The sequence below is a fragment of the Actinomadura sp. NPDC000929 genome (genome assembly GCF_040492065.1).
Classification (GTDB): Bacteria; Actinomycetota; Actinomycetes; order Streptosporangiales; family Streptosporangiaceae; genus Spirillospora; species Spirillospora verrucosospora.
In genome coordinates, this window is the sequence record NZ_JBEUPA010000132.1 from 1 (window position 1) to 24,955 (window position 24,955).

26 protein-coding genes and 1 pseudogene are annotated in these 24,955 nt (G+C 75.5%); 19 read left to right on the top strand and 8 right to left on the bottom strand.

The features are described from left to right. Positions 1–329 (top strand): annotated as a pseudogene (locus tag ABWI04_RS32875) (AAA family ATPase); the annotation flags it as partial. 9 nt (positions 330–338) lie between these two features. Here ABWI04_RS32875 and ABWI04_RS32880 read toward each other — a convergent pair. Beyond that, positions 339–932 carry a TetR/AcrR family transcriptional regulator gene (locus ABWI04_RS32880; protein WP_345186262.1) on the bottom strand — a complete coding sequence of 198 codons (594 nt, stop codon included), beginning with the start codon at positions 930–932 and terminating at the stop codon, positions 339–341. A gap of 81 nt (positions 933–1,013) precedes the next feature. Here ABWI04_RS32880 and ABWI04_RS32885 point away from each other — a divergent pair, with 81 nt between their 5' ends. From ABWI04_RS32885 to ABWI04_RS32895, 3 genes are all read left to right on the top strand, one after another. Further along, the gene (locus tag ABWI04_RS32885; RefSeq protein WP_345186259.1) at positions 1,014–1,412 is read left to right on the top strand and encodes a nuclear transport factor 2 family protein; all 399 of its coding nucleotides are present in this window, start codon (positions 1,014–1,016) and stop codon (positions 1,410–1,412) included. Between the two features lie 157 nt (positions 1,413–1,569). Next, positions 1,570–2,763: an acyl-CoA dehydrogenase family protein gene (locus ABWI04_RS32890; protein ID WP_345186256.1), complete on the top strand. Its 1,194-nt coding sequence runs from the start codon at positions 1,570–1,572 to the stop codon at positions 2,761–2,763. After that, a complete protein-coding gene (locus tag ABWI04_RS32895; protein WP_353834852.1) occupies positions 2,760–3,833 on the top strand; it encodes an acyl-CoA dehydrogenase family protein in 1,074 nt (357 codons plus the stop codon). The genes ABWI04_RS32890 and ABWI04_RS32895 overlap by 4 nt, the downstream gene beginning before the upstream one ends. Positions 3,834–3,903: 70 nt before the next feature. Here the strand turns inward: ABWI04_RS32895 and ABWI04_RS32900 are convergent, their stop codons facing one another. Genes ABWI04_RS32900 through ABWI04_RS32910 form a run of 3 tightly spaced genes read right to left on the bottom strand, consistent with a single transcriptional unit; the run spans position 3,904 to position 5,982 of the window. Then, positions 3,904–4,761, bottom strand: a complete 858-nt coding sequence (locus tag ABWI04_RS32900) for a 1-aminocyclopropane-1-carboxylate deaminase/D-cysteine desulfhydrase (RefSeq protein WP_353834853.1) — start codon at positions 4,759–4,761, stop codon at positions 3,904–3,906. After that, positions 4,758–5,399, bottom strand: coding sequence for an adenylate kinase family protein (locus ABWI04_RS32905; RefSeq protein WP_345186247.1), 642 nt, complete (start codon positions 5,397–5,399; stop codon positions 4,758–4,760). Before ABWI04_RS32905 ends, ABWI04_RS32900 begins: the two co-directional genes overlap by 4 nt. A 28-nt stretch (positions 5,400–5,427) precedes the next feature. Next, positions 5,428–5,982, bottom strand: a complete 555-nt coding sequence (locus ABWI04_RS32910) for a universal stress protein (protein WP_353834854.1) — start codon at positions 5,980–5,982, stop codon at positions 5,428–5,430. 172 nt (positions 5,983–6,154) lie between these two features. Between ABWI04_RS32910 and ABWI04_RS32915 the strand changes: the two genes are divergently transcribed. The 11 genes from ABWI04_RS32915 to ABWI04_RS32965 all read left to right on the top strand — a co-directional run bounded on the left by ABWI04_RS32915 (position 6,155) and on the right by ABWI04_RS32965 (position 15,662). Next, positions 6,155–6,652 carry an XdhC family protein gene (locus ABWI04_RS32915; protein WP_345186241.1) on the top strand — a complete coding sequence of 166 codons (498 nt, stop codon included), beginning with the start codon at positions 6,155–6,157 and terminating at the stop codon, positions 6,650–6,652. After that, entirely contained in the window at positions 6,652–7,734 is a 1,083-nt protein-coding gene (locus ABWI04_RS32920; protein ID WP_345186239.1) for a zinc-dependent alcohol dehydrogenase family protein, read from the top strand. Before ABWI04_RS32915 ends, ABWI04_RS32920 begins: the two co-directional genes overlap by 1 nt. Before the next feature lie 111 nt (positions 7,735–7,845). Then, positions 7,846–8,832, top strand: a complete 987-nt coding sequence (locus ABWI04_RS32925; protein WP_345186235.1) for a sigma-70 family RNA polymerase sigma factor — start codon at positions 7,846–7,848, stop codon at positions 8,830–8,832. 128 nt (positions 8,833–8,960) lie between these two features. Further along, positions 8,961–9,626, top strand: coding sequence for a protocatechuate 3,4-dioxygenase subunit beta (gene pcaH / locus ABWI04_RS32930; RefSeq protein WP_353834855.1), 666 nt, complete (start codon positions 8,961–8,963; stop codon positions 9,624–9,626). After that, on the top strand, positions 9,626–10,189 hold the full coding sequence (gene pcaG / locus ABWI04_RS32935; protein ID WP_345186230.1) for a protocatechuate 3,4-dioxygenase subunit alpha: 564 nt from the start codon (positions 9,626–9,628) through the stop codon (positions 10,187–10,189). The genes pcaH and pcaG overlap by 1 nt, the downstream gene beginning before the upstream one ends. Next, positions 10,179–11,399, top strand: coding sequence for a 3-carboxy-cis,cis-muconate cycloisomerase (gene pcaB, locus ABWI04_RS32940; RefSeq protein ID WP_353834856.1), 1,221 nt, complete (start codon positions 10,179–10,181; stop codon positions 11,397–11,399). The genes pcaG and pcaB overlap by 11 nt, the downstream gene beginning before the upstream one ends. Then, positions 11,396–12,169 (top strand): 3-oxoadipate enol-lactonase, encoded by a 774-nt coding sequence (gene pcaD / locus ABWI04_RS32945; protein WP_353834857.1) that lies wholly within the window; start codon positions 11,396–11,398, stop codon positions 12,167–12,169. The genes pcaB and pcaD overlap by 4 nt, the downstream gene beginning before the upstream one ends. Next, positions 12,166–12,555: a 4-carboxymuconolactone decarboxylase gene (pcaC, locus tag ABWI04_RS32950; RefSeq protein ID WP_345186220.1), complete on the top strand. Its 390-nt coding sequence runs from the start codon at positions 12,166–12,168 to the stop codon at positions 12,553–12,555. Before pcaD ends, pcaC begins: the two co-directional genes overlap by 4 nt. Before the next feature lie 28 nt (positions 12,556–12,583). Further along, positions 12,584–13,396, top strand: coding sequence for an IclR family transcriptional regulator (locus ABWI04_RS32955; RefSeq protein ID WP_345186217.1), 813 nt, complete (start codon positions 12,584–12,586; stop codon positions 13,394–13,396). A 52-nt stretch (positions 13,397–13,448) separates the two neighbouring features. Next, entirely contained in the window at positions 13,449–14,606 is a 1,158-nt protein-coding gene (locus ABWI04_RS32960) for a 4-hydroxybenzoate 3-monooxygenase (protein ID WP_345186212.1), read from the top strand. A gap of 270 nt (positions 14,607–14,876) precedes the next feature. After that, positions 14,877–15,662: a phosphatase PAP2 family protein gene (locus ABWI04_RS32965; RefSeq protein WP_345186209.1), complete on the top strand. Its 786-nt coding sequence runs from the start codon at positions 14,877–14,879 to the stop codon at positions 15,660–15,662. Here the strand turns inward: ABWI04_RS32965 and cphA are convergent. Beyond that, complete coding sequence (gene cphA / locus ABWI04_RS32970) at positions 15,659–18,298, bottom strand: cyanophycin synthetase (RefSeq protein ID WP_345186207.1); 2,640 nt, start codon at positions 18,296–18,298, stop codon at positions 15,659–15,661. The two genes, ABWI04_RS32965 and cphA, sit on opposite strands and share 4 nt — an antisense overlap. Before the next feature lie 2 nt (positions 18,299–18,300). Continuing rightward, the gene (locus ABWI04_RS32975; protein ID WP_345186203.1) at positions 18,301–19,134 is read right to left on the bottom strand and encodes a cyanophycinase; all 834 of its coding nucleotides are present in this window, start codon (positions 19,132–19,134) and stop codon (positions 18,301–18,303) included. A 91-nt stretch (positions 19,135–19,225) separates the two neighbouring features. Between ABWI04_RS32975 and ABWI04_RS32980 the strand changes: the two genes are divergently transcribed. Continuing rightward, positions 19,226–19,888: a TetR/AcrR family transcriptional regulator gene (locus tag ABWI04_RS32980; RefSeq protein WP_345186201.1), complete on the top strand. Its 663-nt coding sequence runs from the start codon at positions 19,226–19,228 to the stop codon at positions 19,886–19,888. Positions 19,889–19,970: 82 nt separating this feature from the next. Continuing rightward, a complete protein-coding gene (locus ABWI04_RS32985) occupies positions 19,971–21,329 on the top strand; it encodes an ABC1 kinase family protein (RefSeq protein WP_353834858.1) in 1,359 nt (452 codons plus the stop codon). Positions 21,330–21,342: 13 nt separating this feature from the next. Here the strand turns inward: ABWI04_RS32985 and ABWI04_RS32990 are convergent, their stop codons facing one another. Both ABWI04_RS32990 and ABWI04_RS32995 read right to left on the bottom strand, forming a co-directional pair. After that, positions 21,343–22,188 carry a siderophore-interacting protein gene (locus tag ABWI04_RS32990; protein WP_353834859.1) on the bottom strand — a complete coding sequence of 282 codons (846 nt, stop codon included), beginning with the start codon at positions 22,186–22,188 and terminating at the stop codon, positions 21,343–21,345. Between the two features lie 87 nt (positions 22,189–22,275). Beyond that, positions 22,276–23,415: a serine hydrolase domain-containing protein gene (locus ABWI04_RS32995; protein ID WP_353834860.1), complete on the bottom strand. Its 1,140-nt coding sequence runs from the start codon at positions 23,413–23,415 to the stop codon at positions 22,276–22,278. A gap of 220 nt (positions 23,416–23,635) precedes the next feature. Here ABWI04_RS32995 and ABWI04_RS33000 point away from each other — a divergent pair, with 220 nt between their 5' ends. Together ABWI04_RS33000 and ABWI04_RS33005 are read left to right on the top strand one after the other, a co-directional pair. Then, entirely contained in the window at positions 23,636–24,409 is a 774-nt protein-coding gene (locus tag ABWI04_RS33000) for a cyclase family protein (protein WP_345186191.1), read from the top strand. Further along, positions 24,406–24,955 (top strand): thiamine pyrophosphate-binding protein (locus ABWI04_RS33005; protein ID WP_353834861.1); only part of this gene is annotated, 550 nt, incomplete at its 3' end. The genes ABWI04_RS33000 and ABWI04_RS33005, both read left to right, overlap by 4 nt.

Consider the following 24,955-nt stretch of genomic DNA (forward strand, 5'->3'; position numbering starts at 1 on the left):
CCGCCCGCGACGCCCTCGCCCGCCCCGGTTCGGTCGGCCTGATCGTCCCGGACGCGCGGGCGGGCGCGCACGCGGCGGCGCTGGAGGCCGCCGGGCTGGAGCACGAGGTCCTCGGGCCGGAGTCGGCCGGCGCCGGACGGCTGCTCGTCATCCCGGCGACCCTCGCCAAGGGCCTGGAGTACGACCACGTGATCGTCGCCGAGCCCGCCGCCATCGCCGCCGCCGAGGTCCGCGGCCTCGCCCGCCTGTACGTCGTGCTGACCCGCGCCGTCACCACGCTGACCGTGCTGCACGAGGACGACCTGCCCGCCGAGCTGGCGGCGCCGTAGCCGGGCGCCCTACCCGGAGGCGCCCGGCCGGCCCGGGCGCTCCCGCGGGCGCAGCCCCTCGAAGACGATCCGCAGGACGTCCTCGCGGGCTCCGGCGCGTCCCGCCGCGTAGGACATGCCGGCCAGCAGCGCCATGACCTCGCCCGGGCCGACGTCGGCGCGGACGGCGCCGGTCTCCTGCGCCCGGCCGAGGAGGACTCCGAGGGCGGCCTTCAGGTCCGGTCCGGCGCGCCCGGTGGCCTCCCGGGCGTCGACGCCGGCCTCGGCCAGCGCCTCGGTGACGGCCTGCTTGGCGGCCGCCTGCGAGACCACCCGGGTGAAGAAGCCGAAGAACGCCGCGCCCGGGTCGGCCGCGGCCCGCAGGTCCCGCGCCTCGGCCGCCAGCCGCTCCAGCAGGGCGACGAGCACGGCCTCCAGCAGCGACTCCTTGGTGGGGAAGTGCCGGAACACCGTCCCGATGCCCACCCCCGCCTTGCGCGCGACCTCCTCGGTGGAGGCGGAGGTCCCCTGGACGGCGAAGACCTCCTCGGCCGCGGCGAGGACCTTGGCGCGGTTGCGCAGGGCGTCGGCGCGCAGCGGCCTGCCGGGGGCGGGTGACGTCATCGCTGCCTTCCGTTGACAAGTGGAGTCTTGGCTCCGTATTTTCTCATGCGGAGCCCGTACTCCGATTCTAGGGGAGACCGCATGTCAGAGTTCGCCAGCCCCCGGGCCGTCTTCCAGCGGCTGATCGACGGGATCACCGGGCTGCGGCCGGAGGGCCTGCCGCAGCTGTACGCGGAGGACGCCGTGGTCGTGCACCCGTTCGCCCAGCCGGCGTCGCGGCTGGAGGGCCGGGAGGCGCTGCGCCGGCACTTCGAGCAGTTGGAGACGCTGCCCGTGGAGCTGAAGGCGCGCAACGTCGTCGTGCACGAGACCGCCGATCCCGAGGTGATCATCACGGAGTTCGAGTACGCGGGCCGCAACACCGCGAACGGGCGGGAGTTCGTCGTGCCCAACATCTTCGTCCTGCGGGTGCGCGACGGGCACATCGTGGAGTCCCGCGACTACGCCCACCACCGCGCGTTCGACGAGGCGATGGCGTGACGCCCCCGGGCGCCGCGTCCCCGGGCGGTGTGCTCGCGCGGCGCGGCGGTTGACTGGCCGTCCCGGCCGTTCCTAGGGTGGACGCGTCGGCATACCGACCGGTTGGTATGCCCCGTTCCGGGTGGCCGCCGCCACCCACGCCCCGCGCGGAGGCCCCGTGAGCACAGCACCGCCCGACGCCGACGAGCTGAGCAGGCGGGTCGGCGAGTTCCTCGCCGCCCACGACCCCGCGGCGACCGCGCCCCCGGAGTTCCTGCGGGCCCGGTTCGACGCCGGGCTCGCCTGGGTGCACTACCCCGAGGGACTCGGCGGGCTCGGCGCCCCGCGGCACCTGCAGCCCGCCGTCGACCGCCGGTTCGCCGAGGCGGGCGCCCCGACCAACCATCCCGAGCGCAACGGCATCGGGCTCGGCATGGCGGCCCCGACGATCCTCGCCTTCGGCACCGAGGAGCAGAAGCGCCGCTTCCTGCGCCCGCTGTGGACCGGCGAGGAGCTGTGGTGCCAGCTGTTCAGCGAGCCCGGCGCCGGCTCCGACCTGGCCGCGCTCGCCACCCGCGCCGTCCGCGACGGCGACGCCTGGACGGTCAACGGGCAGAAGGTGTGGACGTCCATGGCGCACGAGGCGCGCTGGGCGATCCTCGTCACCCGCACCGACCCGGACGTCCCCAAGCACCGCGGCATGACCTACTTCGTCTGCGACATGACCGCGCCGGGCGTCGAGGTCCGCCCGCTGCGGCAGATCACCGGCGAGGCCGAGTTCAACGAGGTGTTCCTCACCGACGTCCGGATCCCCGACGAGCACCGGCTCGGCGAGGTCGGGCAGGGCTGGCGGGTCTCCACCACGACGCTGATGAACGAGCGGGTCGCCATCGGCGGCGGCGCCGCGCCGCGCGAGAGCGGCATGATCGGCGTCGTCGCCGCGCTCTGGCGGAACCGCCCCGAGCTGCGCACCCCCGGCCTGCACGACGCCCTGCTGCGCGCGTGGGTGGAGACCGAGGCGGCCCGGCTCACCGGGGCGCGGCTGCGCCAGCAGCTCACCGCCGGGCAGCCCGGCCCCGAGGGGTCGGGCGCCAAGCTGGCCTTCGCCAGGCTCAACCAGGAGGTGTCCGGCCTGGAGCTGGAACTGCTCGGCGAGGAGGGCCTGCGCTACGACGACTGGACGATGCGCCGCCCCACCGAGGTCGACTTCACCCGCCGCTCGCCCGGCTACCGCTACCTGCGCGCCAAGGGCAACTCCATCGAGGGCGGCACCTCGGAGATCCTGCGCAACATCATCGCCGAGCGCGTCCTCGGCCTGCCCGGCGAGATCCGCGTCGACAAGGACGTGGCGTGGAAGGACCTGCCCCGATGAGCGACCTGCTGTACGGCGAGATCGAGAACGACCTCCGGGCGAGCGTCCGCGAGGTGCTGGGCGACCTGGCGCCCTGGGCCTCGGTCCTCGCGGGCACCGAGAAGGACGAGCCCTACGACGCGGCGCTGTGGCGGGCGATCGCCGTCCAGCTCGGCTGCGCCGGCCTGCCCGTCCCCGAGGAGCTCGGCGGCGCCGGCGCCACCTGGCGCGAGACCGCCGTGGTGATGGAGGAGCTGGGCCGGTCCGCGGCGCCCGTCCCGTTCCTCGGGAGCGCCGTGATCGCCACGGCGGCGCTGCTGGCCGCCGGTGAGCGGGAGCTCCTCCCGCGGCTTGCCGCCGGGGAGCGCATCGCGGTCCTCGCGGTCCCGTTCAGCACCGCCCCGTACGCCGTCCCGGTGACGGTCGAGGCGGCCGGCGGCGCGCTGACCGGCGAGGTCACCGGCGTCGCCGACGGCATGGCCGCCGACGTGCTCCTCGTCCCGGCGGGGGACGGCCTGTACGCGGTGGACGCCGCCGACGCCCGCCGCACCGCCGTGACCTCGCTCGACATGACCCGCCGGCTCGCCGACCTCGCCTTCTCCGCCGCCCCGGCCCGGCGCGTCGCCGAGGGCGACGGCGCCGTGCGGGCCGCGCTGCGCACCGGCGCCGCGATGCTGGCCTCCGAGCAGCTCGGGCTCGCCGAGCGCTGCCTGGACGACACCGTCGCCTACGTGAAGACGCGCTACCAGTTCGGCCGTCCGATCGGCTCCTACCAGGGCCTCAAGCACCGGCTCGCCGACCTGTGGACCTCGGTCACCCAGGCCCGCGCCGTCGCCCGGCACGCCGCGTCCTGCGCGGCCGCGGGCGACGAGGACACGCCGATCGCGGTCGCCGTCGCGCAGGCGCACTGCTCGGCGGTCGCCCTGAAGGCGGCCGAGGAGTGCGTGCAGATGCACGGCGGCATCGGCTTCACCTGGGAGCACCCGGCGCACCTCTTCCTGAAGCGCGCCAAGGCCGACTCCATCGCCCTGGGCACGCCCGACCGGCACCGCGCGGCCCTCGCCGCGCTGGTGGACCTGCCCCCGGCCTGACGGCGGCGCGCCCCCGGCGGCGCGTGACGGCGCACGGGCGGCCCCGCCCGGAAGGTGCGGGGCCGTCCGGCTAGCCGGTGATGACCGCCAGAACCCGGGCGCCCTCGGGGAAGGCGCCGCGCCCGGCCAGCGCGAGGACGCCGAACATCATCTTCGCGGTGTAGACCCGGTCGAGGACGATCCCGTGCCGGTCGGCGAAGTCGGCGGCGAACGCCTCCAGCTCGGGGGTGGTCCTCGCGTAGCCACCGAAGTGGAAGTCGTCCTGGACGCTCCAGTCGCCGCGCCGCCCGCCGTAGGTCTCGCGCTGGAGGCGCTCCACCTCGCCCGCCATGAAGCCGCCCTTCAGCACGGAGAACCCGACGGCGCGCTGCCGCGGGGCCAGCCCGGCGGCGAGCCCGGCCAGCGTCCCGCCCGTCCCGCAGGGGCAGCACACCACGTCGAAGCCCGGCACCTCCGCGCCCAGCTCGGCGCAGCCCCGGACGGCCGGCGCGTTGCTCCCCCCTTCCGGCAGGAGGTAGAAGTCGCCCCACCGCTCGCGCAGGGCCGCGACGACGTCGGGTTCGTGCTTGCGCCGGTAGGTGGCGCGGTCCATGTAGGCGAGGCGCATGCCCATGCGCCGGGCGTGCGCGAGCGTGGCGTTCAGCGGCAGGTGCTCCTCGCCGCGGATCACGCCGATGGTCGCGAAGCCGTACATCGCGCCCGCCGCAGCGACGGCCCGGATGTGGTTGGAGTAGGCGCCGCCGAAGGTCAGGAGCGTCCCGTGCTCGCGCGCCGGCCCGATGTTGTGCCGGAGCTTGCGCCACTTGTTCCCCGGCAGCTCCGGGTGGACCAGGTCGTCGCGCTTCAGGAAGAGCCGCAGCCCCCGGCGCGCCGCCCGCTCGTCCGCCAGCTCCACCACCGGCGAGGCCGTCCCGGAGGAAGGAGTCATGGCAGCGGCAGGCCGAGCTTCTCGCGCAGCGTCCGCTGCACCTCGTCGATGCCCGGCCGCGCGTCGACGGTGACCACGTACTCCTTGCGGCCGAACAGCTCCAGGATCGGTTCGGTCCTCTCGTGGTAGTCGCGCAGCCGCTCGGCGAGCGCCTCCTCCGTGTCGTCCTCGCGGGACACCAGCTCGCCCCCGCACACGTCGCAGCGCCCCTCCTGCGTCGGACGGTCCTCGATCAGGTTGTAGTCCATCCCGCACCTGTTGCACAGCCGGCGGGCCAGCACCCGGCGGCGGACCTCCTCGTCCGGCAGGTCCAGATGGATCACGCCGTCGATGTCGTAGCTCTCCAGGAAGAACTCCGTCTGCCTCCGGCTGCGCGGGAACCCGTCGACGACGAACCCGTAGTTCCAGTCGTGCTGGGCGAGCCGGTCCCGCACGACGCTCTCGGCGAGATCGTCCCCGACCAGCTCGCCGGACGCCATGACGCGCCGCACCTGGGCCCCGAGCTTGGTGTGGTTCTTGACGTGCCAGCGGAAGATGTCTCCGACGCTGATGTGCACGATGTCCAGATCGCGCGCGAGGAGCCCGGCCTGCGTGCCCTTGCCGCTGCCGACAGCGCCGATGATGACGTACTTGCGCATGGGGGAGAGCCTATGCGCGCCGCCCCGGTCAGAGCGGGAGGCGCAGGCGGCGGCCCAGCCTCCGGAAGCGGGAGTCGGGCGCGCTCTCGGGTGACTCGTCCCGCACCGTCAGGCTCTCCAGCAGCGTGTCGAACGCGGGCGGGCGGACGCACACCAGCGTCGCGCGGGCCCTGCGGGCGCAGTGCAGCCGCACCGACGGGCGCAGCAGCCGCGAGAACGGGCCCCGGGCGCCGTGCCCGACGACCAGGATGTCGTCGTCCCCCGCCAGGCGCACCAGCGTCGCGCCCGGCTCCCCGACGAGCGCCAGCGCGGTCATCTCCACGCCCTCGGGCGGGCCGCCGCACACCTCCGCCAGGAGCCGGGCGATGAGCTCGGCGCCGGAGCCGCGCAGCGCCTCGGTGATCCCGCAGCCGAGCTGGCCCGCCGCCGACACGTGCGGGGGCAGCGGCGCGGCGTGCGCGACCAGCAGCGGCAGCCGGCGCAGCCGCGCCTCGCCGATCGCCCAGGAGAGCGCGCAGCGCGCACCCGCGGAGTCGTCCACCCCCACCACGACGCGGGGCCCGCCCTCCGGTCTCGCGATCACGGTCCCTCCTGTGGCCGCCGGGTGACAGCAGTCTAGACAGAAGGCATACCCGTTCCCACGCGAGAGTTCCAGGTTCCGGCGGCACGGGTTCGCGGGACACCGGGTCCGCGGCGCGTCAGGGGGAGGGCGTGGCAGCTGGACCATCAGGCGCCGAGCGGGGCAGACTTCCGGTATGGCCGCACCGCACGAGCACGACTCCTCCTGCGCCGTCGCGCACGGCGACGCTCCGCACGAGACGGGGGAGCGGACGCTGGTCGCGGTGTTCGCCGGCCCCGTCGCCGACCACCTGCTGCGCTACGGCGCCGACCTCGGCTACCGCACGTTCCTCGTCGACCCCGACAAGGACCGCGGCGGCACGGCCGACCTGCCGCCCCTGGACGCCACCGCCGACGTCGTCGTCACCGACCACCACCGGCCCGAGCTCGGGCCGGTCCTGCGCGACGTGCTGACGCAGCCGGTCCGGTGGGTCGGCGTCATGGGCAACCCGCGGCACCCCGCGCCGCACATCCCGGCCCTCACCGAACTCGGCGTCCCCGCGGCCGACATCGCCCGCGTGCACCGCCCGATCGGCCTCAACATCGGCTCCCGGACCCCCGCCGAGATCGCCGTCGCGACCCTCGCCGGCCTGATCGCCGACCGCAACGGCCGCCCCGGCGGCTTCGAGTTCTAGTGCTGGCGGTCGCCTACGACGCCTTCGCCGGGCCGCTGGAGATCCGGGAGCTGCCCGACCCGGCGGCGCCGCCCGGCGGCGCGGTGATCCGGGTCGAGGCCACGGGCGTGTGCCGCAGCGACTGGCACGGCTGGCAGGGCCACGATCCCGACATCCGCGCCTTTCCGCACGTCCCGGGGCACGAGCTGGCGGGCACGGTCGAGGAGACCGGCGCCGGCGTCACCGGACTGCGCCCCGGCGACCGCGTGACCGTCCCGTTCGTGTGCGCCTGCGGCCGCTGCCCGTCCTGCCGGGCGGGCGACCAGCAGGTCTGCGAGGCCCAGACCCAGCCCGGCTTCACGCACTGGGGCTCGTTCGCCCACTACGTCGCGATCGACGCCGCCGAGGTGAACCTGGTCCGCCTGCCCGACGAGATGGCCTCCACGACCGCGGCCGCGCTCGGCTGCCGGTTCGCCACCGCGTTCCGCGCCGTCCTCGCGCAGGGGCGGGTGCGGGCCGGCGAGTGGACGGCGGTGCACGGCTGCGGCGGCGTGGGGCTGTCCGCCGTGATGATCGCCGCGGCGGCCGGCGCGCGGGTCGTGGCGGTCGACGTGTCGCCGCAGGCGCTGGAGCTGGCGCGCCGCTGCGGCGCGTCCGCCGTCGTCGACGCCGCGGCCCACGACGACGTGGCCGAGGCCGTGCGCGATGCGGCCCACGGCGGCGCCCACGTCTCGCTGGACGCGCTCGGCAGCCCGGCCACCGCCCGCGCCTCGGTCGAGTCGCTGCGCCGCCGCGGCCGGCACGTCCAGGTCGGGCTGCTGCCGCCCGGCGCGGGCGCCGACCTGCCGATGGAGCGGGTGATCGGATGGGAGCTGGAGATCGTCGGCAGCCACGGGATGGCCGCCCACGCCTACGGCCCGATGATGGAGCTGGTCCGCGCCGGGGCGCTGCGCCCCGACCTGCTGGTCGGCCGCGTCCTGGCCCTGGACGACGCCCCGGCCGCCCTCGCCGCGATGTCGGGCGCCGGGATCACGGTGATCGAACCTCAGCGCCGACGGCCGCCCGGCGACGGCGCCGGGCGCGACCCCGGGGCGCGGGCGTAGGATCCGAGGTGATGCCCGTGTTCTGTCAGTGGGCTCGTCTACGGTCGGAGGCGACGGCGCCCGCCGCCCTCGCCGCCCTGGCGATGCCGCCCAGCAGAGGTGACGACCACCATGCCCGACACCATGCCGAACACCGTCGAGACAGACCGTGACTTCCAGTCGCTGGCCGACCCGTACCGGCGGGAGCTGCTGGCGCACTGCTACCGGATGCTCGGCTCCATCCACGACGCCGAAGACCTGGTGCAGGAGACCTACCTGCGGGCGTGGCGCTCCTACGGCGGCTTCGAGGGCCGCTCCTCGCTGCGCACCTGGCTGTACCGCATCGCGACGAACGTGTGCCTGACCGCCATCGACCAGCGCGGCAACCGGCCCATGCCGTCCGGTCTCGGGGCGCCGAGCGACGAGCCCGAGCGGCCCGTGGTGGCCTCGGACGAGGTGCCGTGGCTGGAGCCCGCCCCCGACGCCGTGCTCGGCGCCGACGCCGCCGACCCGGCGACCATCGTCACCGCGCGCGAGAGCACCCGGCTGGCGTTCGTGGCGGCCCTGCAGCACCTGCCCGCCAAGCAGCGCGTCGTGCTGATCCTGCGGGACGTGCTGAAGTGGCGGGCCGCCGAGGTGGCCGAGCTCCTCGACACCTCCACCGCCGCGGTCAACAGCGCGCTGCAGCGGGCCCGCGCGCAGCTCGACGAGAACGCGCCCCTCCGCGACGAGCTGGTCGAGCCGACCGACCCCGGCCAGCGCGACCTCCTGGAGCGCTACGCGAAGGCGTTCGAGACCGCCGACATCGCGAGCCTGATCGAGCTGTTCAAGCAGGACGTCGTCTGGGAGATGCCGCCCTTCCCGCAGTGGTTCGTCGGCGCCGACCACGTCGTCCGGCTCATCAAGGCCCAGTGCGGCCCCACCCCCGGCGACATCCGGATGGTCCCGGCCGCCGCGAACGGGCAGCCGGCCTTCGGGCTCTACATGCGCGACGACGAGGGGGTGCACCGCGCGTACCAGATCCAGGTGCTGAGCGTCACCGGCGACGGCGTCGCGCACGTCTCGGTCTTCTTCGACACGAGCCTGTTCCCGGTGTTCGGACTGGCCGAGAGGCTCTGATCGCGCCCTCGTCTTCCGCTGGGCGGAAGCCGGGCTCCGGCGCCCGCCGCGCCGGCTGCGAGGCTGGTGGCCGGGCCGCGGCCGAACGAACGCGTCCCGGTGGAAGGCGAGCAGGAGGGGACGAGGCCATGACGCACCCGCCGTACCTGTACCCGGGCTACAGGAGCACCGTGCTCCGCGCCCCGTCCCACGACCTGGTCATGCCGAAGACGGGCCCCGACAGCGTCGAGCTGACCTCCCCGGTCTTCGGGCACCAGGAGCTGGGGCGGAGGGACCACGACCTCACCGTCCAGCACGCCGGCGAGCCGCTCGGCGAGCGGATCGTCGTGACCGGCCGCGTGCTCGACGGCGCGGGCCGCCCGGTGCGCGGGGCGCTCGTGGAGGTCTGGCAGGCCAACGCCGCCGGCCGGTACCACCACCTCGGCGACGTCCACCCGGCGCCGCTCGACCCGAACTTCACCGGCGCCGGGCGCTGCCTGACCGACGGCGACGGCCGCTACCGGTTCGTCACGATCAAGCCGGGCGCCTATCCGTGGGGCAACCACCACAACGCCTGGCGGCCCGCCCACATCCACTTCTCGGTGTTCGGCACCGCCTTCACCCAGCGGCTCGTCACCCAGATGTACTTCCCCGGCGACCCGCTGTTCGCCTACGACCCGATCTTCCAGTCGATCCCCGGCGAGCGGGACCGGGAGAAGCTGATCTCCCGCTTCGACCTGGACGCCACCACACCGGAGTGGGCGCTCGGCTACCGGTGGGACATCGTCCTCGGCGACACCCCGGCGGAGGCCTGATGAGCACGCCCTCTCCCACGCCCTCGGCCATGACGCCGTCGCAGACGGTCGGCCCCTTCTTCGGCCACGCGCTGCCGTACGAGGCCGGTCCGCAGGTGGTCCCACCGTGGCGGCCCGACGCGATCCGGGTGCGCGGGCGCGTCCTGGACGGCGCGGGGGAGCCGGTGCCGGACGCGCTCCTGGAGATCTGGCAGGCCGACGGCGACGGCGAGGTCCCGCGGCGCCCCGGCGGCATCGTGCGCGCCGGGCACGGCTTCTCCGGTTTCGGCCGGTGCGGCACCGACGCCGACGGCGGCTTCTGGTTCAGCACCCTCAAGCCCGGCGCGATCGGGGAGAGCGCTCCCTACATCGCCGTGCTGGTGTTCGCCCGCGGCCTGCTCAAGCCGGTGTTCACCCGGCTCTACTTCCCCGAGGACGCGGCCGCCCACGCGTCCGACCCGCTGCTCGGGGCCGTCCCGCCGGAGCGGCGCGCGACCCTGGTCGCCGAACGCGAAGGGGAGCGGGAGTACCGGTTCGACGTCCGCCTCCAGGGGGACGGGGAGACGGTGTTCCTTGCCTTCTGACGAGCGCCCGCCGCCGGCCGGCGGGCCCGGGCCCGCGCAGGAGCCCGGCCCGGCGCCGGACGCGGGACTGCTGTCGCCCGTCCGGGCGGGGACGGAGGCCGAGGCCGCCACCAGCGACCGGGCCTACCTGACCGCCATGCTCGACGCGGAGGCGGCGCTCGCCCGCGCGCAGGCCCGGCTCGGCCTCGTCCCCGCCGCCGCCGCCGAGGCGATCACCGCCGCCGCGGACGCGTACCGGTTCGACCTGCCCGGTATCGCCCGCCGGGCGCGCGGCTCCGGCAACCCCGTCGTGCCGCTGGTCGCCGATCTGCGCGCGCTCGCCGGCGCCGCGGGCGAGCACGTCCACAAGGGCGCCACCAGCCAGGACATCGCCGACACCGGCGCCATGCTCGTCGCGGCCCGTGCCAGGCGCGTCGTCCTCGCCCACCTCGACCGGGCACTGGACGCGCTGGCCGGGCTCGCGGCGCGGTATCGCGACACCCCGATGCCGGCCCGCACCCTCGGCCGGCAGGCGCTGCCGACGACGTTCGGCGCCAAGGCCGCGGGCTGGCTCATGGGCTGCCTGGAGGCGCGCGAGGGCCTCGCCGCCGTGTCGCTGCCCGTTCAGCTCGGCGGCCCCGCCGGGACGCTGGACGCCTTCGGCGACCGGGCCTTCGACCTCGTCGAGGCCTACGCGCAGGAGACCGGGCTGGCGCGGCCCGTCCTGCCGTGGCACACCCGCCGCACGCCCGTCGCCCGGCTCGCGGCGGCGCTGGCGGTGGCCGCGGGCGCCCTCGGCAAGATCGCCACTGACGTGTGGCTGCTGGCGCAGAGCGAGGTCGGCGAGGTCGCGGAGGCCGCGGGCGCGGGCCGGGGCGGCTCGTCCTCGATGCCGCACAAGCGCAACCCGGCGCTGTCCGCGCTGGTCCGGTCCGCCGCCCTGCAGGTCCCGGCGCAGGTCCAGGTGGTCCTCGCCGCGCAGGCCGCGCCGCACGAGCGGCCGGCGGGGGAGTGGCACGCCGAGTGGCAGCCGCTGCGCGAGTGCCTGCGGCTGACCGGCGGCGCCGCCGAGACGGCCGCCGAGCTGCTGGACGGCCTGGAGGTGTCCACCGAGCTGATGCGCGCCGACCTCGACGACCTCCTGGACGTCCTCGGCGACGACCCCGGGACCGGGGCCGCCGCCGACCTCGTGGGCCGGGCCCTCGACGCCTACCGCGGGAGCCGCGCGTGATCGCCGCGCCGCGGCACCGCCTGGACGGGCCGGACGGCGCGCCCGTCGTCGTCCTCGGCCCGTCCCTCGGCACCTCCATGGACCTGTGGCTCCCGCAGCTTCCCGCGCTCACGCGCGCCTGGCGCGTGCTGCGCTACGACCTGCCCGGCCACGGCGGCGCGCCGGCGCCCGCCGGCCCGTTCACCGTCGACGACCTCGCCGGCGGGGTCGTCGCCCTGCTGGACGGCCTCGGCGTCGAGCGGGCCGCCTACGCCGGGGTGTCGCTCGGAGGCGCGGTCGGGACGGCCCTCGCGCTGCGCGCCCCGGAGCGCGTCGCCAGCCTGGTCCTGTGCTGCACGTCCCCGCGCTTCGGCGACCCGAGGGCCTGGCGCGAACGCGCCGCGCTGGTCCGCCGCGAGGGGGTCGGCCCCGTCGCCGACGGCGCCGCGGAACGCTGGTTCACGCCGTCCTTCACCGGCGCGGAGCCCTACGTGGCGATGCTCCGGGCCACCGACGCCGAGGGCTACGCCCGTTGCTGCGAGGCCCTGGCCGCGTTCGACGCGACCGCGCGCCTGGCCGAGGTCCGCGCGCCGGCCCTGGTGGTCGCCGGGGCGCAGGACGGCCCGACCCCGCCGCGCGGCCACGCCGACCGGCTCGCCGCCGGCATCCCGGGCGCCCGCCTCACGGTGGTCGAGGGCGCCGGGCATCTGGCGAACGCCGAACGCCCCGCCGAGGTCACCGAGGCGATCACCGCGCACCTGGACCGCACCTGGAAGGGAGCCCGCCGATGAGCGAGCGCATGTCCGACGGGGAACGGCACGCGCAGGGCATGAGGACGCGGCGGGAGGTGCTCGGCGACGCCCACGTCGACCGCGCCGAGGCCCGCAAGGACGGCTTCACCGCCGACTTCCAGGACCTCATCACCCGCTACGCGTGGGGCGACGTCTGGAGCCGCCCGGGCCTGGACCGCAGGACCCGCAGCTGCGTCACGCTGACCGCGATGGTCGCGGGCGGCCACCTGGACGAGCTCGCCATGCACGTCCGCGCGGCGCTCCGCAACGGGCTGACCCCCGACGAGATCGGGGAGGTGCTCCTGCAGACGGCGATCTATTGTGGAGTGCCCGCCGCGAACTCGGCGTTCGCCGTCGCCCAGCGGGTACTGAACGAACGGGAGTGACGGGCGCGGGCCCGGGCGGAGGAGCCACGTGGGAGGGGACGGGACGGAGCGCGCGCGGCCAGTCAGCGTGGCGGGCAAGGTCATGGCCATCCTGAACGCCTTCGCGCAGGGCGATGTCCGACTCAACCTGAGCGAGATCTGCCGCCGCGCCGGCCTGCCGCTCGCGACCGGCCACCGGCTCGTCGGAGAGCTGGTCGGCGGCGGGTTCCTGGAGCGGGTGCCGGACGGGACGTACCGCATCGGCACCCGGCTGTGGCGCATCGGCAGCCAGGCCCCGGCGGTCACCGGGCTGCGGGAGCTGGCCCTCCCGCACATGGAGGACCTGTACGAGGCCACCCACGACAACGTCCAGCTCGGCGTGCTCCGCGACGACCGGGTGCTGATCGTGGAGCGGCTGCGCGGGACGCGGTCGGTGCCGGTGGTGACCCAGGTCGGCGCGACGCTGCCGCTGCACACCACCGGCGTCGGGAAGGTGCTGCTGGCGTTCGCGCCGCCGCGGGTGCGGGAGGAGGTCCTGGCCGGCGAGCTGCCCCGGCACGCGGCGCGCTCCATCACCGACCCCGGCGAGCTGCGGCGCTGCGTCGAGCAGGTCGTCCGCTCCGGCTACGCGGTGACCCGCGACGAGATGACGCTCGGCGCGTCGTCCGTCGGCGCCCCCGTGCGCGACGGCGCGGGCGACGTGGTCGCGGCGATGTCGCTGGTGTCGAGCACCCGCGGCGCCGACCTGCGGCGGCTGCTGCCGCCGCTGACGACCGCGGTGCGCGCCCTGTCCCGGGACGTGGCGGCGCACTGGCGGGGAGGCCCCGAGATGTTTTCCGCTGAGCGGAACACCGGCGCCTGAACCTGCGGCGACGCGCGCGAACATCGGCGGCGGGGCCGAACGAGGAGGAACGATGCGCACCCAGGTCGCGATCATCGGCGGCGGGCCGGCGGGCCTGCTGCTGTCGCATCTGCTCCATCTCCAGGGGATCGACTCGGTGGTCCTGGAGAGCCGCGACCGCGACTACGTGGAGCACCGGCAGCGGGCGGGGATGCTGGAGCAGGGCACGACCGACGTCCTGCGCGAGAGCGGCGCGGGCGGGCGGCTGGACCGGGAGGGCCTGGTCCACCGGGGTCTCGAACTGCGGTTCGGCGGCGCCGGGCACCGGGTCCCGCTGACCGGCCTCACCGGCCGGACCGTGACCGTCTACGCGCAGACCGAGATCGTCAAGGACCTCGTCGCCCGGCGGCTGGCCGACGGCGGCGACGTGCGGTTCGAGGCGGAGGTCGTCGCGCTGGACGCCTCCGCGCCGAGCGTGACCTTCGTCGAGGGCGGCCGGACCCGCACCCTGGACTGCGACTACGTCGCCGGCTGCGACGGGTTCCACGGCGTCAGCCGCCCGGCGGTGCCGGGGCTGCGGACGTTCGAGCGCGAGTACCCGTTCGCCTGGCTCGGGATCCTCGCCGACGTCCCGCCCTCCACCGACGAGCTGATCTACGCCCACCACGACCGCGGGTTCGCGCTGCACAGCCTGCGCTCCCCGCGGGTGAGCCGCCTCTACCTCCAGGTGCCGCCGGACGAGGACCTCGCCGCGTGGCCCGACGCCCGGATCTGGGACGAGCTCGCGGCGCGGTTCGCGACCGACGACGGGTGGGAGCTGCGCGAGGGGCCGATCACCGACAGGTCGATCACGCCGATGCGCAGCTTCGTGGCCGAGCCGCTCCGGCACGACCGGCTGTTCCTCGCCGGGGACGCGGGGCACATCGTCCCGCCGACCGGGGCGAAGGGCCTCAACCTGGCGGTGTCCGACGTGACGGTCCTGGCGCGGGCGTTCGCCGAGCGGTACGCCTCCGGGTCGCACGCGCTGCTGGACGGCTACTCCGACGCGTGCCTGCGGCGGGTGTGGCGGGCCGAGCACTTCTCGTACTGGATGACCACGCTGCTGCACACCGACCCGTCCGCGACCGGCTTCGAGCGGCGGCTCCAGCGCTCACATCTGGACTACGTGGCCTCCTCGGAGGCGGCCCAGACGTCCCTGGCCGAGAACTACACCGGCCTTCCGCTCGTCTAGCCGGGGCCGGGGCTCCGCGGCGGCCGGGTGAGATGCACGTCACCAAAATTGGCAGACCCTGAAATTTTGCCACCTAGGCAAGTTCGGTCTACGGTGAGACCCGTGGCACCGCCGCGGCCCCCCGGCCTCCGGCGCGCGCCGCGCCCCACGCGGACGCGGAAGGTGAAAGGCTTCGGCATCTGCTCGACGTCGCCGCCCGGCCCGGCGGCGGCCGCGAGCCGCCCCCGCCCGGCCCTGACCGGCGCAGAACCCGATGCGAAGGACAGCGCAGTGAGCCTCCTCGACCGGCCGCCCCGCCAGGCCGCCGCATTATCACGACTGCGCAGGCCGGGCCGCGCCGGCGCGGCCGCGGGACGCCCCGGCGGCCGGCCGCGGCCCGTCCGCGAGCTCCTTCTGATCATCGTGCTGTTCGCCGCCTACAAGCTCGGGCGGCTGCTGGCGGACGGGCGGGTGAGCGAGGCGTTCGACAACGCCCACCGCGTCCTGCGCCTGGAGCGCCTCCTCGGGCTGCCGGGCGAGGCGGGCGTCCAGCATGGCCTGCTGCACAGCGAGCTCCTCGTGCACGCGGCCAACTCCTACTACGCCTACGTGCACTTCCCGGCGGCGGTGCTGTTCCTGCTCTGGATCTACCTGCGGCGGCCCGCCCACTACCGGTGGGTGCGCCGGGTGCTCGTGGCGCTGACCGCGGCCGCGCTCGTCCTGCACCTGCTCGTGCCGCTGGCGCCGCCCCGCATGCTGCCCGCGGCGGGGCTCGTCGACACCGCCGCCCGGTACGGGCCCTCCGTGTACGGGGCGCCGCAGACCGACACGATCGCCAACCAGTACGCGGCCATGCCGTCCCTGCACATCGGCTGGGCGGCGGTCATCGCGCTCGGGCTGGTCGTCACGTCCCGGACGCGGTGGCGGTGGATGTGGCTCCTGCACCCGATCGCGACGATCGCGGTCGTCGTCGGCACCGCCAACCACTACTGGCTGGACGGGATCGTGGTGCTGGCGCTGCTGTCGGTCACCGTCCTGCTGCTGCGCCCGCCGCCGGCGGACGGGCCCGCCGGCTAGCCGGCGGGCTCCGCGCCCAGCGTCTCCAGCAGCTCGGTCACCGGCTGCAGCTTCTCGTACAGCAGCAGGACGGGCTCGCCCGGCTCCGCCATGTCCAGCGCCGAGGTCAGCGCGCCCTTCAGATCGCCGGCCGGATGGTGGCGCACGTCGGGCCGGGCGTCCCGGAGCCCCTGGACGATCAGCCGGGTCATCTCGCCCGAGCGGCGCCCCCGCAGGTCCTCGTCCTCGTAGACGACGACGCGGCCGAACGAGGCCGCCAGCGCCCGGGCGGTCTCGCTCACCAGCTCGTCGGAGCGGTCGCCCGGCAGCGTCACCGCCGCGACCCCGGCGCCGCCCCAGCGCCGCGCGACGAACGCGCCCATCGCTCCGACCGCCGCCGGGTTGTGGGCGTAGTCGACGAGGACGGGGTTGGCGCCGACCTGGTACACGCAGCCCCGTCCGGGGTTGCGCGTGTGCGGGTCGAACGAGCGCAGCGCCCGCGCCACCACCTCCACCGGCACCCCGAGGGCGCGGGCGGCGGCCGCCGCGGCGAGCGCGTTGGCGATCACGTGGCGGGCGTGCCCGCCGAACGAGCCCGCCACCTCGGCGGCCGGCAGGATCGGGGTCCGGCGGTCGCCGCGCGCCTCGGTCAGCCACCCGTCCCTGACGCTGTACCCGGCGCCGCCGCCGCCCAGGTGGCGGGCGAGGACGGGCGCGTCGGGGGACAGGGCGAAGTAGCGCAGCACCGGGTCGCGCTCGCGGACCCCCGGCCGCCCGGCGATGCCCGCCGACGCCTCGTCCTCGGCGTTGAGGACCACGTGGCCGCCGCGGCGGATCTCCTCGGCGACCAGGGACTTGATGTCGACCAGGTCGTCGACGGACTCGGTGTCGTCGACGCCGAGGTGGTCGCGGGTGATGTTGGTGACGACCGCGACGTCGGCGCGGTCGTAGCCGAGGCCGCGCCGCACGATGCCGCCCCGCGCGGTCTCCAGCACGGCCGCCTCCACCGACCGGTCGCCGAGCACCATCTCCGCCGAGCGCGGCCCGGACGCGTCGGACCGGTGGACCAGGCGCCCGCCGACGTACACGCCCTCGGTGCTGGTCATGCCGGTGCGGCGCCCGTCCAGCTCCAGCATGTGCGCGATCATCCGGACGGTCGTGGTCTTGCCGTTGGTGCCGGTGACCGACACGACCGGCACCCGCGACGGCGTCCCCTCCGGGTACATCAGCCCGATGATGTCGCCGGCGACGTCGCGCCCCGCGCCCTGGTGCGGCGCCAGGTGCATCCGCAGGCCAGGCGCGGCGTTGACCTCCAGGATCCCGGCGGCGCCGCGCTCGGCGGGCGGCGGTGAGGCGGCGTCGGGCAGCCGCAGGTCGATGCCGCAGACGTCCATGCCGACGGCCGCGGCGGCCCGCACGCACATCGCGGCGACCTCCGGGTGGACGTCCGCGGTCACGTCCCGGCTGGTGCCGCCGGTGGACAGGTTCGCGTTGCGGCGCAGCCACACCCGCTCCCCGTCGGCGGGCACCGACCCCGGGCCGTGCCCCTGCCGCTCCAGCAGCGCCAGCTCGGTGGGGCCGAGGACGAGCCGGGTCAGCGGCCGGTCGTGGCCCTCGCCGCGCGCCGGGTCGGCGTTGACCCGCTCCACCAGCGCCGCGACCGCGGCCGTTCCGTCGCCGGTCACGCACGCGGCGGTCAGCTCGGCCGCCGCCGCGACCCGGCCGCCGACCACCAGCACCCGGTAGTCCTTGCCCGGGATGTAGCTCTCGACGAGGACCTCGCCGCCGTCGCCGGCCGCCGACGCGAACGCGGCCACCACCTCCGGCGGAGTGGTCAGCTCGATGTGCACGCCCTCGCCCTGGTGCCCGGCGAGCGGTTTGACGACCACGGGGCCGCCGATGGCGCGCAGCGCCTCCAGCGCCTCGCCCGGGGACGCCGCGACCCGCCCCTCCGGCACGGGCAGGCCGGCGTCGGCGAGCAGGCGGTGCGCGAGCCGCTTGTCGCCCGCGACCTCCATCCCGATCGCCGAGGTGGCGTCGGTCATCGCCGCCCACACCGTCCGGCGGTACCGCCCGTACCCGAGGCGCAGCAGGTTGAGCCCGCCGACCCGGCGGACCGGCACGCCCCGCTCGCGGGCCGCCCGCGCCAGCGCCGCCGTGCTCACCCCGAGCCGCTCCTGCTCGTGGACGGCGGCGACGCGGGCCAGGTCGGCCGAGGTGTCGGGGACGAGCCCGGCGAGCGCCCCGTTCACGATCCGCACCGCCAGGGTGATCAGCCGCTCCACCACCGGGCTCGCGGACGGCTCGTCGGGCGGGCACTCCAGGATCACGTCGTACTCGGCGGGCCCGCCCGCGCGCACCGTGCGGCCGAAGAACACCTCGCGGCCGATCAGCCCGGACAGCTCCAGCGTGACGTGCTCGGTGACGTGGCCGAAGTAGGTGCCGCGCGCCATCGCCTCCAGCAGACCGCCCGGGCGGCCCGCCGAGCAGTGGTGGTCGGCCAGTCCGGGCAGCGCGTCGACGAGCCGCTCGGCGAAGCCGGGGTGGTCGGTGGTCTCGTGGCCGGTCAGGCCCTGCAGGTCCAGCCGCGCGATCGCGACCGGCCGGGTCAGGTAGACGTTCGGGCCGCCGAGACGGCGCACATGGTCGAGTCGCACCGCTATCCCTCCTCCGGGCCGCGCATGTTGCCGATCGCCGGGAGCCGGTCGTTCATCTGGAACGCGCAGCCGGCCGGCAGCAGGTGCAGCGACACGTCGAGCATGGCCATCGGCTCGTCGTCGGACGCGGCGTAGGCGACCGTCGCCTGCCCGGCGTCCACCACCGTGACCACGCCCGTCCCGACGACCTCGAAGCGCCCGTCGCCGACCACGATCGCCGTGTCCTCGTCGATCCCGACGCCGAGCAGCCGGGTGTCGAGCGCTATCCCGCTCATCAGCCTCGGCAGCCGCCCCCGCTCGTTGAAGTGCATGTCGATCAGCACGTTGTCGAGCAGGGCGAGGCCGGGGCCGACCTTCACGGTGGAGGCGGCGACCTCGTGGCCGCGGCCGCCGAGGATCATCCAGTGGCCCATGGCGGTGGCGCCCGCGCTCGTCCCGGCGATCACCAGGCCGTCCTGGTCGAGCCGGCGCTTGAGCAGCTCGTTGGTCCTCGAACCGACCAGGGTGCGGATCCGCGACTGGTCGCCGCCGCTGAACAGCACCCCCGTCGCGGTCTCCAGCGCCCGCAGCGTCGCCGGGTCGTCGGCCGCCGCCCGGCCGAGCAGCCGCAGCTCGCGCACCGAGGAGACGCCGAGCCGTCCGAACACGGCGGTGTACTCGTCGGCGACCTCCTCGGGCACCTCCGTCGCCGTGGTGATGACGACGATCCGCGCGTCCTCGTCGCCCGCGAGCTCGACGAACGTCTCCAGCGGGCCGGAGCCGCAGGTGCGGTTCTCCGCGCCACCGATGATCAGCAGCCGGCCCTTGCGTCCGGCGCCCCCATGTTTGTGGTTCACATGTGCTAGCTACCCCCGATAACCGCCTGTAGTCGCGCGAACGCGACAAGTCATGGGATGGGCGTGTGCCGGGCTGTGCCATGCTGTGCTGATGAGCGGCCCCGTTCCCGCCGACGACGCCGTCCGGCCGCCGTCCGGCGCGGCCCGCTCGTCCCCGCTCCCGTCCCCGCGGCACGGCGGGCCCGCCGCCGCCCTGGCCGCCGCGTCCGCCCACTACCTGCGGGGCGAGCCGATCGACATGTCCGCGCTCGCCGCCGAGCTCGGCGTCGGGCGCGCCACCCTCTACCGGTGGGTCGGCAGCCGCGAGCAGCTCCTGGCCGCTCTGCTCGGGGAGATGACCGAGCGCACCTACCGCGTCGCGGCGCGAGGCGTCGGCGGCGCCGGCGCCGAGCGGATCCTCGCCCTCCTGGAACGGTTCATGCGCGCGGTGGTGGGCGCCGAGCCGCTGAAGGCGTTCACCGAGCGCGAGCCCCGGCTGTTCATCAGGCTGGCCACCATGCCCGGCACCATCGAGGACCGCGCCACCGAGCTGCTCGCCCGCGAGCTCCAGGCGGAGATCGACCGCGGCGCGCTGCGCACCCGGCTGCCCACCCGGACGCTCGCGCAGGCCATCGTCCGGGTCGCCGACTCCTTCATGTACGCCCATTACCTGGGCGGGAAGCGGCCGGAGATCGACCAGGCGCTGGAGGTCGTCGAGCTGCTGCTGCGCCCCTGCCCGGGCGGCGGGGAATCACCGGGCGCGGCCGGACGCTGAACCTTACCGGGGCGTGACCGTTTCGCGGCTTTGCTCCCCGTGAGAGGCTGAAGTCATTGGACGCATCGTCGAAAGAGGGGCCGTGAGCGACATCCCCCGCCGCGCGGTGACGCGAACCGCCAAGCTGGCGAGCCTCCCGCTCGGGTTCGCCGGTCGCACCGCGCTCGGTCTCGGCAAGAGGTCCATCGGCCGTCCCGCCGAGGCCGTCGCGCTGGAGGTCCAGCGCCGCACCGCCGAGCAGCTGTTCGCCGTGCTCGGCGAGCTGAAGGGCGGCGCCATGAAGGTCGGCCAGCTGCTGTCGATCTTCGAGGCCGGGCTGCCCGAGGAGGTCGCCGGCCCGTTCCGCGCCAGCCTGACCCGCCTGCAGGAGGCGGCCCCGCCCATGCCCGCCGCGACGACGCACCGCGTCCTCGCCGAGGGCCTCGGCGAGGACTGGCCCGCGATGTTCGCCGAGTTCGACGACCGCCCGGCCGCCGCCGCGTCCATCGGCCAGGTCCACAAGGCCGTCTGGCACGACGGCCGCACGGTCGCGGTCAAGGTCCAGTACCCCGGCGCCGCCCGGGCCCTCATGAGCGACTTCAACCAGATCTCCCGCCTCAGCCGCCTCGTGACGCCCCTGTTCCCCGGCGTGGAGGTCAAGCCGGTCATCGCCGACCTCAAGCGGCGCCTGGAGAAGGAGCTCGACTACGTCGACGAGGCCCGCGCCCAGACCGCCTTCCACGACGCCTACGACGGCGACCCCGACTTCGCCGTCCCCGCCGTCGTCGCCCAGTCGGGCAACGTGCTCGTCACCGAGTGGCTGGAGGGCACCCCGCTCGCCAGGGTCATCGCCGAGGGCGACCAGGAGGCCCGCGACCGCGCCGGGCTGCTGCTGTTCCGGTTCCTGCTGTCCGGCCCGGCCCGCTGCGAGATGATCCACATCGACCCGCACCCGGGCAACTTCCGGCTGCTGGACGACGGCCGCCTCGGCGTCATGGACTTCGGCGGCGCCGCCCGCGTCCCCGCCGAGCTCCAGTGGTCGATCGGGCGGCTGCTGCGCATCGGCACCCTGGGCGACCCCGACGACATCGTGGACGCGCTGTTCGAGGAGGGCTTCCTGCTCGGGGACGCGGAGGTGGACCCCGACGAGGTCGCCGCGCTCGTCGCCCCGCACGCGGCCCCGTTCGCCGTGGAGCGCTTCCGTTACTCCCGCGAATGGCTGCGCGAGCAGACGGCACGCGGGCTCGGCCTCGCCTCCGACCTGCGTCCGGGCGCGCTCGCCCGCGCGTTCCGCCTGCCGCCGCAGTACCTCGCCGTCAGCCGCGCCCTCTCCGGCTGCGGCGGCGTCCTGTGCCAGCTGGAGGCCGAGGGCGAGTACCGCGCCGAAGCCGAGCGCTGGCTCCCCGGCTTCTCCACCGGCACCGACCCCGACCTCGACGACCAGGCCCAGGTCACCGCCTGAGCCTGCCCGGCGGTCAGGCCAGGGCCCGCGCCTCCTCCTGCTCCACCTGCTGGTTCCATTCGCGCTTTCCGGACTGCCAGCCGTCCTCGTCGCGGCCGCGCCGCCAGTAGCCGGAGATCGACAGCTGCTCCAGGGGAAGGCCGCGCTCGACGCGCAGGTGGCGGCGGAGCGCCTTGACGAAGTTGGCCTCGCCGTGCACGAAGGCGTGCACCTCCCCGTCGGGGAAGTCGAGCTTCTGGACGGCCTCGACCAGCAGGTCGCCGACCTGGCCGCCGCCCCGGTGCAGCCACACGATCTCCGCGTCGCCGGGAGTGCGCAGCTCCTGCTCCTCCTCGGGCCCTTCGACCTCGACGAACACGCGGGCGGGGGCGCCGTCCGGGAGGCGCTCCAGGGAGGCGGCGATCGCGGGCAGGGCGCTCTCGTCCCCGGCGAGCAGGTGCCAGCCGGCGCCGGCGCGCGGCGCGTAGCCGCCGCCCGGGCCGTTGAAGTAGATCTCCTCGCCCGGCCGGACGCCCGCCGCCCACGGGCCGGCCAGGCCCTTGTCGCCGTGGTGGACGAAGTCGATCGTCAGCTCGCCCGCCCCGGCGTCCCACGCGCGGACGGTGTAGGTGCGGGTGCTCGGCCACTGCTCGCGCGGCAGTTCGGCGCGCACCCGCTCCATGTCGAACGGCTCGGGGTAGGAGACGCCCGGCCGCGGGAAGAGCAACTTCACGTAGTGGTCGGTGAACTCGCCCGCGCCGAAGTCCGAGAGCCCGTCACCGCCGAGGACCACACGGACCATGTGCGGTGTGACGCGCTCGGTGCGCAGCACCGTTCCCCGGTGGAGCCTGCGTCCCTTGCGTGCCGGTTCCGTCGCCATACGGTCCCCTCCGATGATCCAGATCACAGTGCTTAGGGAACCCTAACCTCAACCGGATCCGGAATGTTCCCCGGCGGGGCGCGGCGTTCAGCGAGCCGAGGCCGGGCGGGCCGTGCGGGTCCGCGCGACCTCGGCGGCGATCGCCTCGAAGGCGGCGTCGGTCTCCTCCTCGGCGAGGACGGTCGCCAGCGTCGACTTCACGATGACGACGCCGTGCCGGGGCGAGACCCAGATGAGCTGGCCGCCGAGGCCGTTGGCCGAGAAGTCGCCGTTCTCGCCCAGCCACCAGTGCAGGCCGTACCCCCGGTTGAACGCGGCGGACGGCCGCGTCGACTCCGTCACCCAGGAGGCGGGGACGACCTGGCGCCCGTTCGCCCTGCCGCCGTTCAGGTACAGCAGGCCGAACCGTGCGAAGTCGCGGTCGGTCGCGTAGTAGCAGCAGTACCCCATGCTGTTGCCGTTGGAGTCGTTGCCGAGGTACGCCTTGGAGGCCATCCCGGCCGGCTCCCAGATCTTCTTCTGGACGTAGGCGTGGTACGGGACCCCGGTCGCCTTGGCCACGACCCAGGAGAGGACGAACGAGTTCATGCTCGTGTACTCGAACCTCGTCCCCGGCTCCCACCCGCGCTTGCGCTGCCTGGCCAGTTCGGTCAGCGGATACCCGAGGCTCGCGGCGACGTGCGCGAACGGCACGTCGTAGGTCTCCGTCCACTGGACGCCCGAGGACATCCGCAGCAGGTCCCGCAGCGAGACGCCGTCGTATCCCGAGCCCTTCAGCTCCGGGACGTACCGGGTGACCGGGTCGTCGATCGAGTCGATGCGGCCCTCGCCGAGCGCGATGCCGATCGCCGCCGAGGTGAAGGACTTCGCCATCGACCACGACTGGAACAGGGTGTCGCGATCGGCGGCGACGTACCGCTCGAGAACGATGTCGCCGCGGTCCAGGACCACGAACCCCTGCGTCCCGGTCCGAGCGAGGTAGTCGTCGAGGGTGTGCTTCCGGCCTTCGTAGGTGTAGGTGACCGCGAGCGGCCGGTACGCCTCGCGCAGGGCGACGGGGTCGGACGAGGGCGGCAGGGGGTCGAAGCCGCGCGCGGCCTCGGTGACGCGGACGGACGGCGGGGACGGGGGCGAGGGCGCCGGGGGAGCGGCGTCCGCGGGGGGAGCGGCGAGGGCGGTGGTGACGGCGGCTGCGGCGAGTGCGAGCGTCCAGGGCCTGCGGCGCATCGGACCTCCGTGGGGGGCGGGATCGGCCGGGGTTCTCACCGATGGTGATCGACCGGCGGCGCCGCGTCCATGGCGCGGGGCGACGAAATCCGGTGGCGGACGTGGCGTCGCGGCACGAAAGTCGCCGCGGACCTCGTCAGACGGCCCTGCGGCCAGGACCGTCTGAGGTACCTTCGACGGGCCCGCGTCCCGCTCAGCCGCCCGCGCCGCCGGAGGACCGATGTCCGTGCTCGCCCAGCTGCTCGCCGCCGTCGCCGACGGCTCCGTGGAGATCGTCGACCTGACCGCCCCGCTGTCGGAGCGGACCCCGATCCTGCGGCTGCCGGAGCCGTTCGCCAACACCGTCCCGTTCCGGCTGAAAGAGATCAGCCGCTACGACGACCGCGGACCCGCCTGGTACTGGAACGACATCGAGACCGGCGAGCACGTCGGCACCCATTTCGACGCCCCGGTGCACTGGGCCACCGGTCGCGACGGCGAGGACGTCGCGCAGGTCCCGCCCGCCCGCCTGGTCGCCCCCGCCGTGGTGCTGGACGCCTCGGGGCGCGCGGCCGCCGATCCCGACTTCCTGCTGGAGATCGACCACGTCCGCGACTGGGAGCGGGCGCACGGCCCGCTCCCGGACGGCGGCTGGCTCCTCTACCGGACGGGCTGGGACGCCCGAGCGGGCGACCAGGAGGCCTTCCTCAACGCCGACGAGACCGGCCCGCACACTCCGGGGATCTCCGCCGAGTGCGCCCGGTGGCTGGCCGAGGAGACGCCGCTGCTCGGCCTCGGCGTGGAGACCGTCGGCACCGACGCGGGCGCCGCCCACGGCTTCGACCCGCCCTTCCCGTGCCACTCCTACTTCCTCGGCGCCGGCAAGTACGGCCTCACCCAGCTGCGGAACCTCGACCGGCTCCCGGCCCGCGGCGCCGTGCTGCTCGCCTCCCCGCTGCCGATCGTCGGCGGCTCGGGCAGCCCCGCCCGCGTGCTCGCGCTGATCGAGCGATGATCGTCGCCGAGGCCGTGGGGGAGGCCCTCGCGCGGTTCGGCGCGGGCACCGTGTTCGGAGTCGTCGGCAGCGGCAACTTCCACGTCACGAACGCCCTCGCGGCGAACGGCGCCCGGTTCGTGGCCGCGCGCCACGAGGGCGGCGCCGTGACGATGGCCGACGCGTACGCGCGGGTGAGCCGCGGCCTCGGCGTCGCGACCGTCCACCAGGGGCCCGGCCTCACCAACGCGGCCACGGGCATGGCGGAGGCCGCCAAGAGCCGCACGCCGCTGCTGGTGGTCGCGGGCGAGGTCGCCGCCGCCGCGGTCCGCTCCAACTTCCGCGTCGACCAGGCGGCGATCGCCGCGGCGGTGGGCGCCGTCCCCGAGCGGGTCCACTCCCCGCAGAGCGCCCTGGGCGACGTGGCGCGCGCGTGCCGGACGGCGGTCGCCGAGCGCCGCACGGTGCTGCTCGGGCTGCCGCTGGACGTCCAGGCCGCCGAACTGCCGGAGCCGTCCGCGCCGGCGGCCCCGCGGGCCCCGCCCCGGCGGGGGGCGGCGCGGCCCC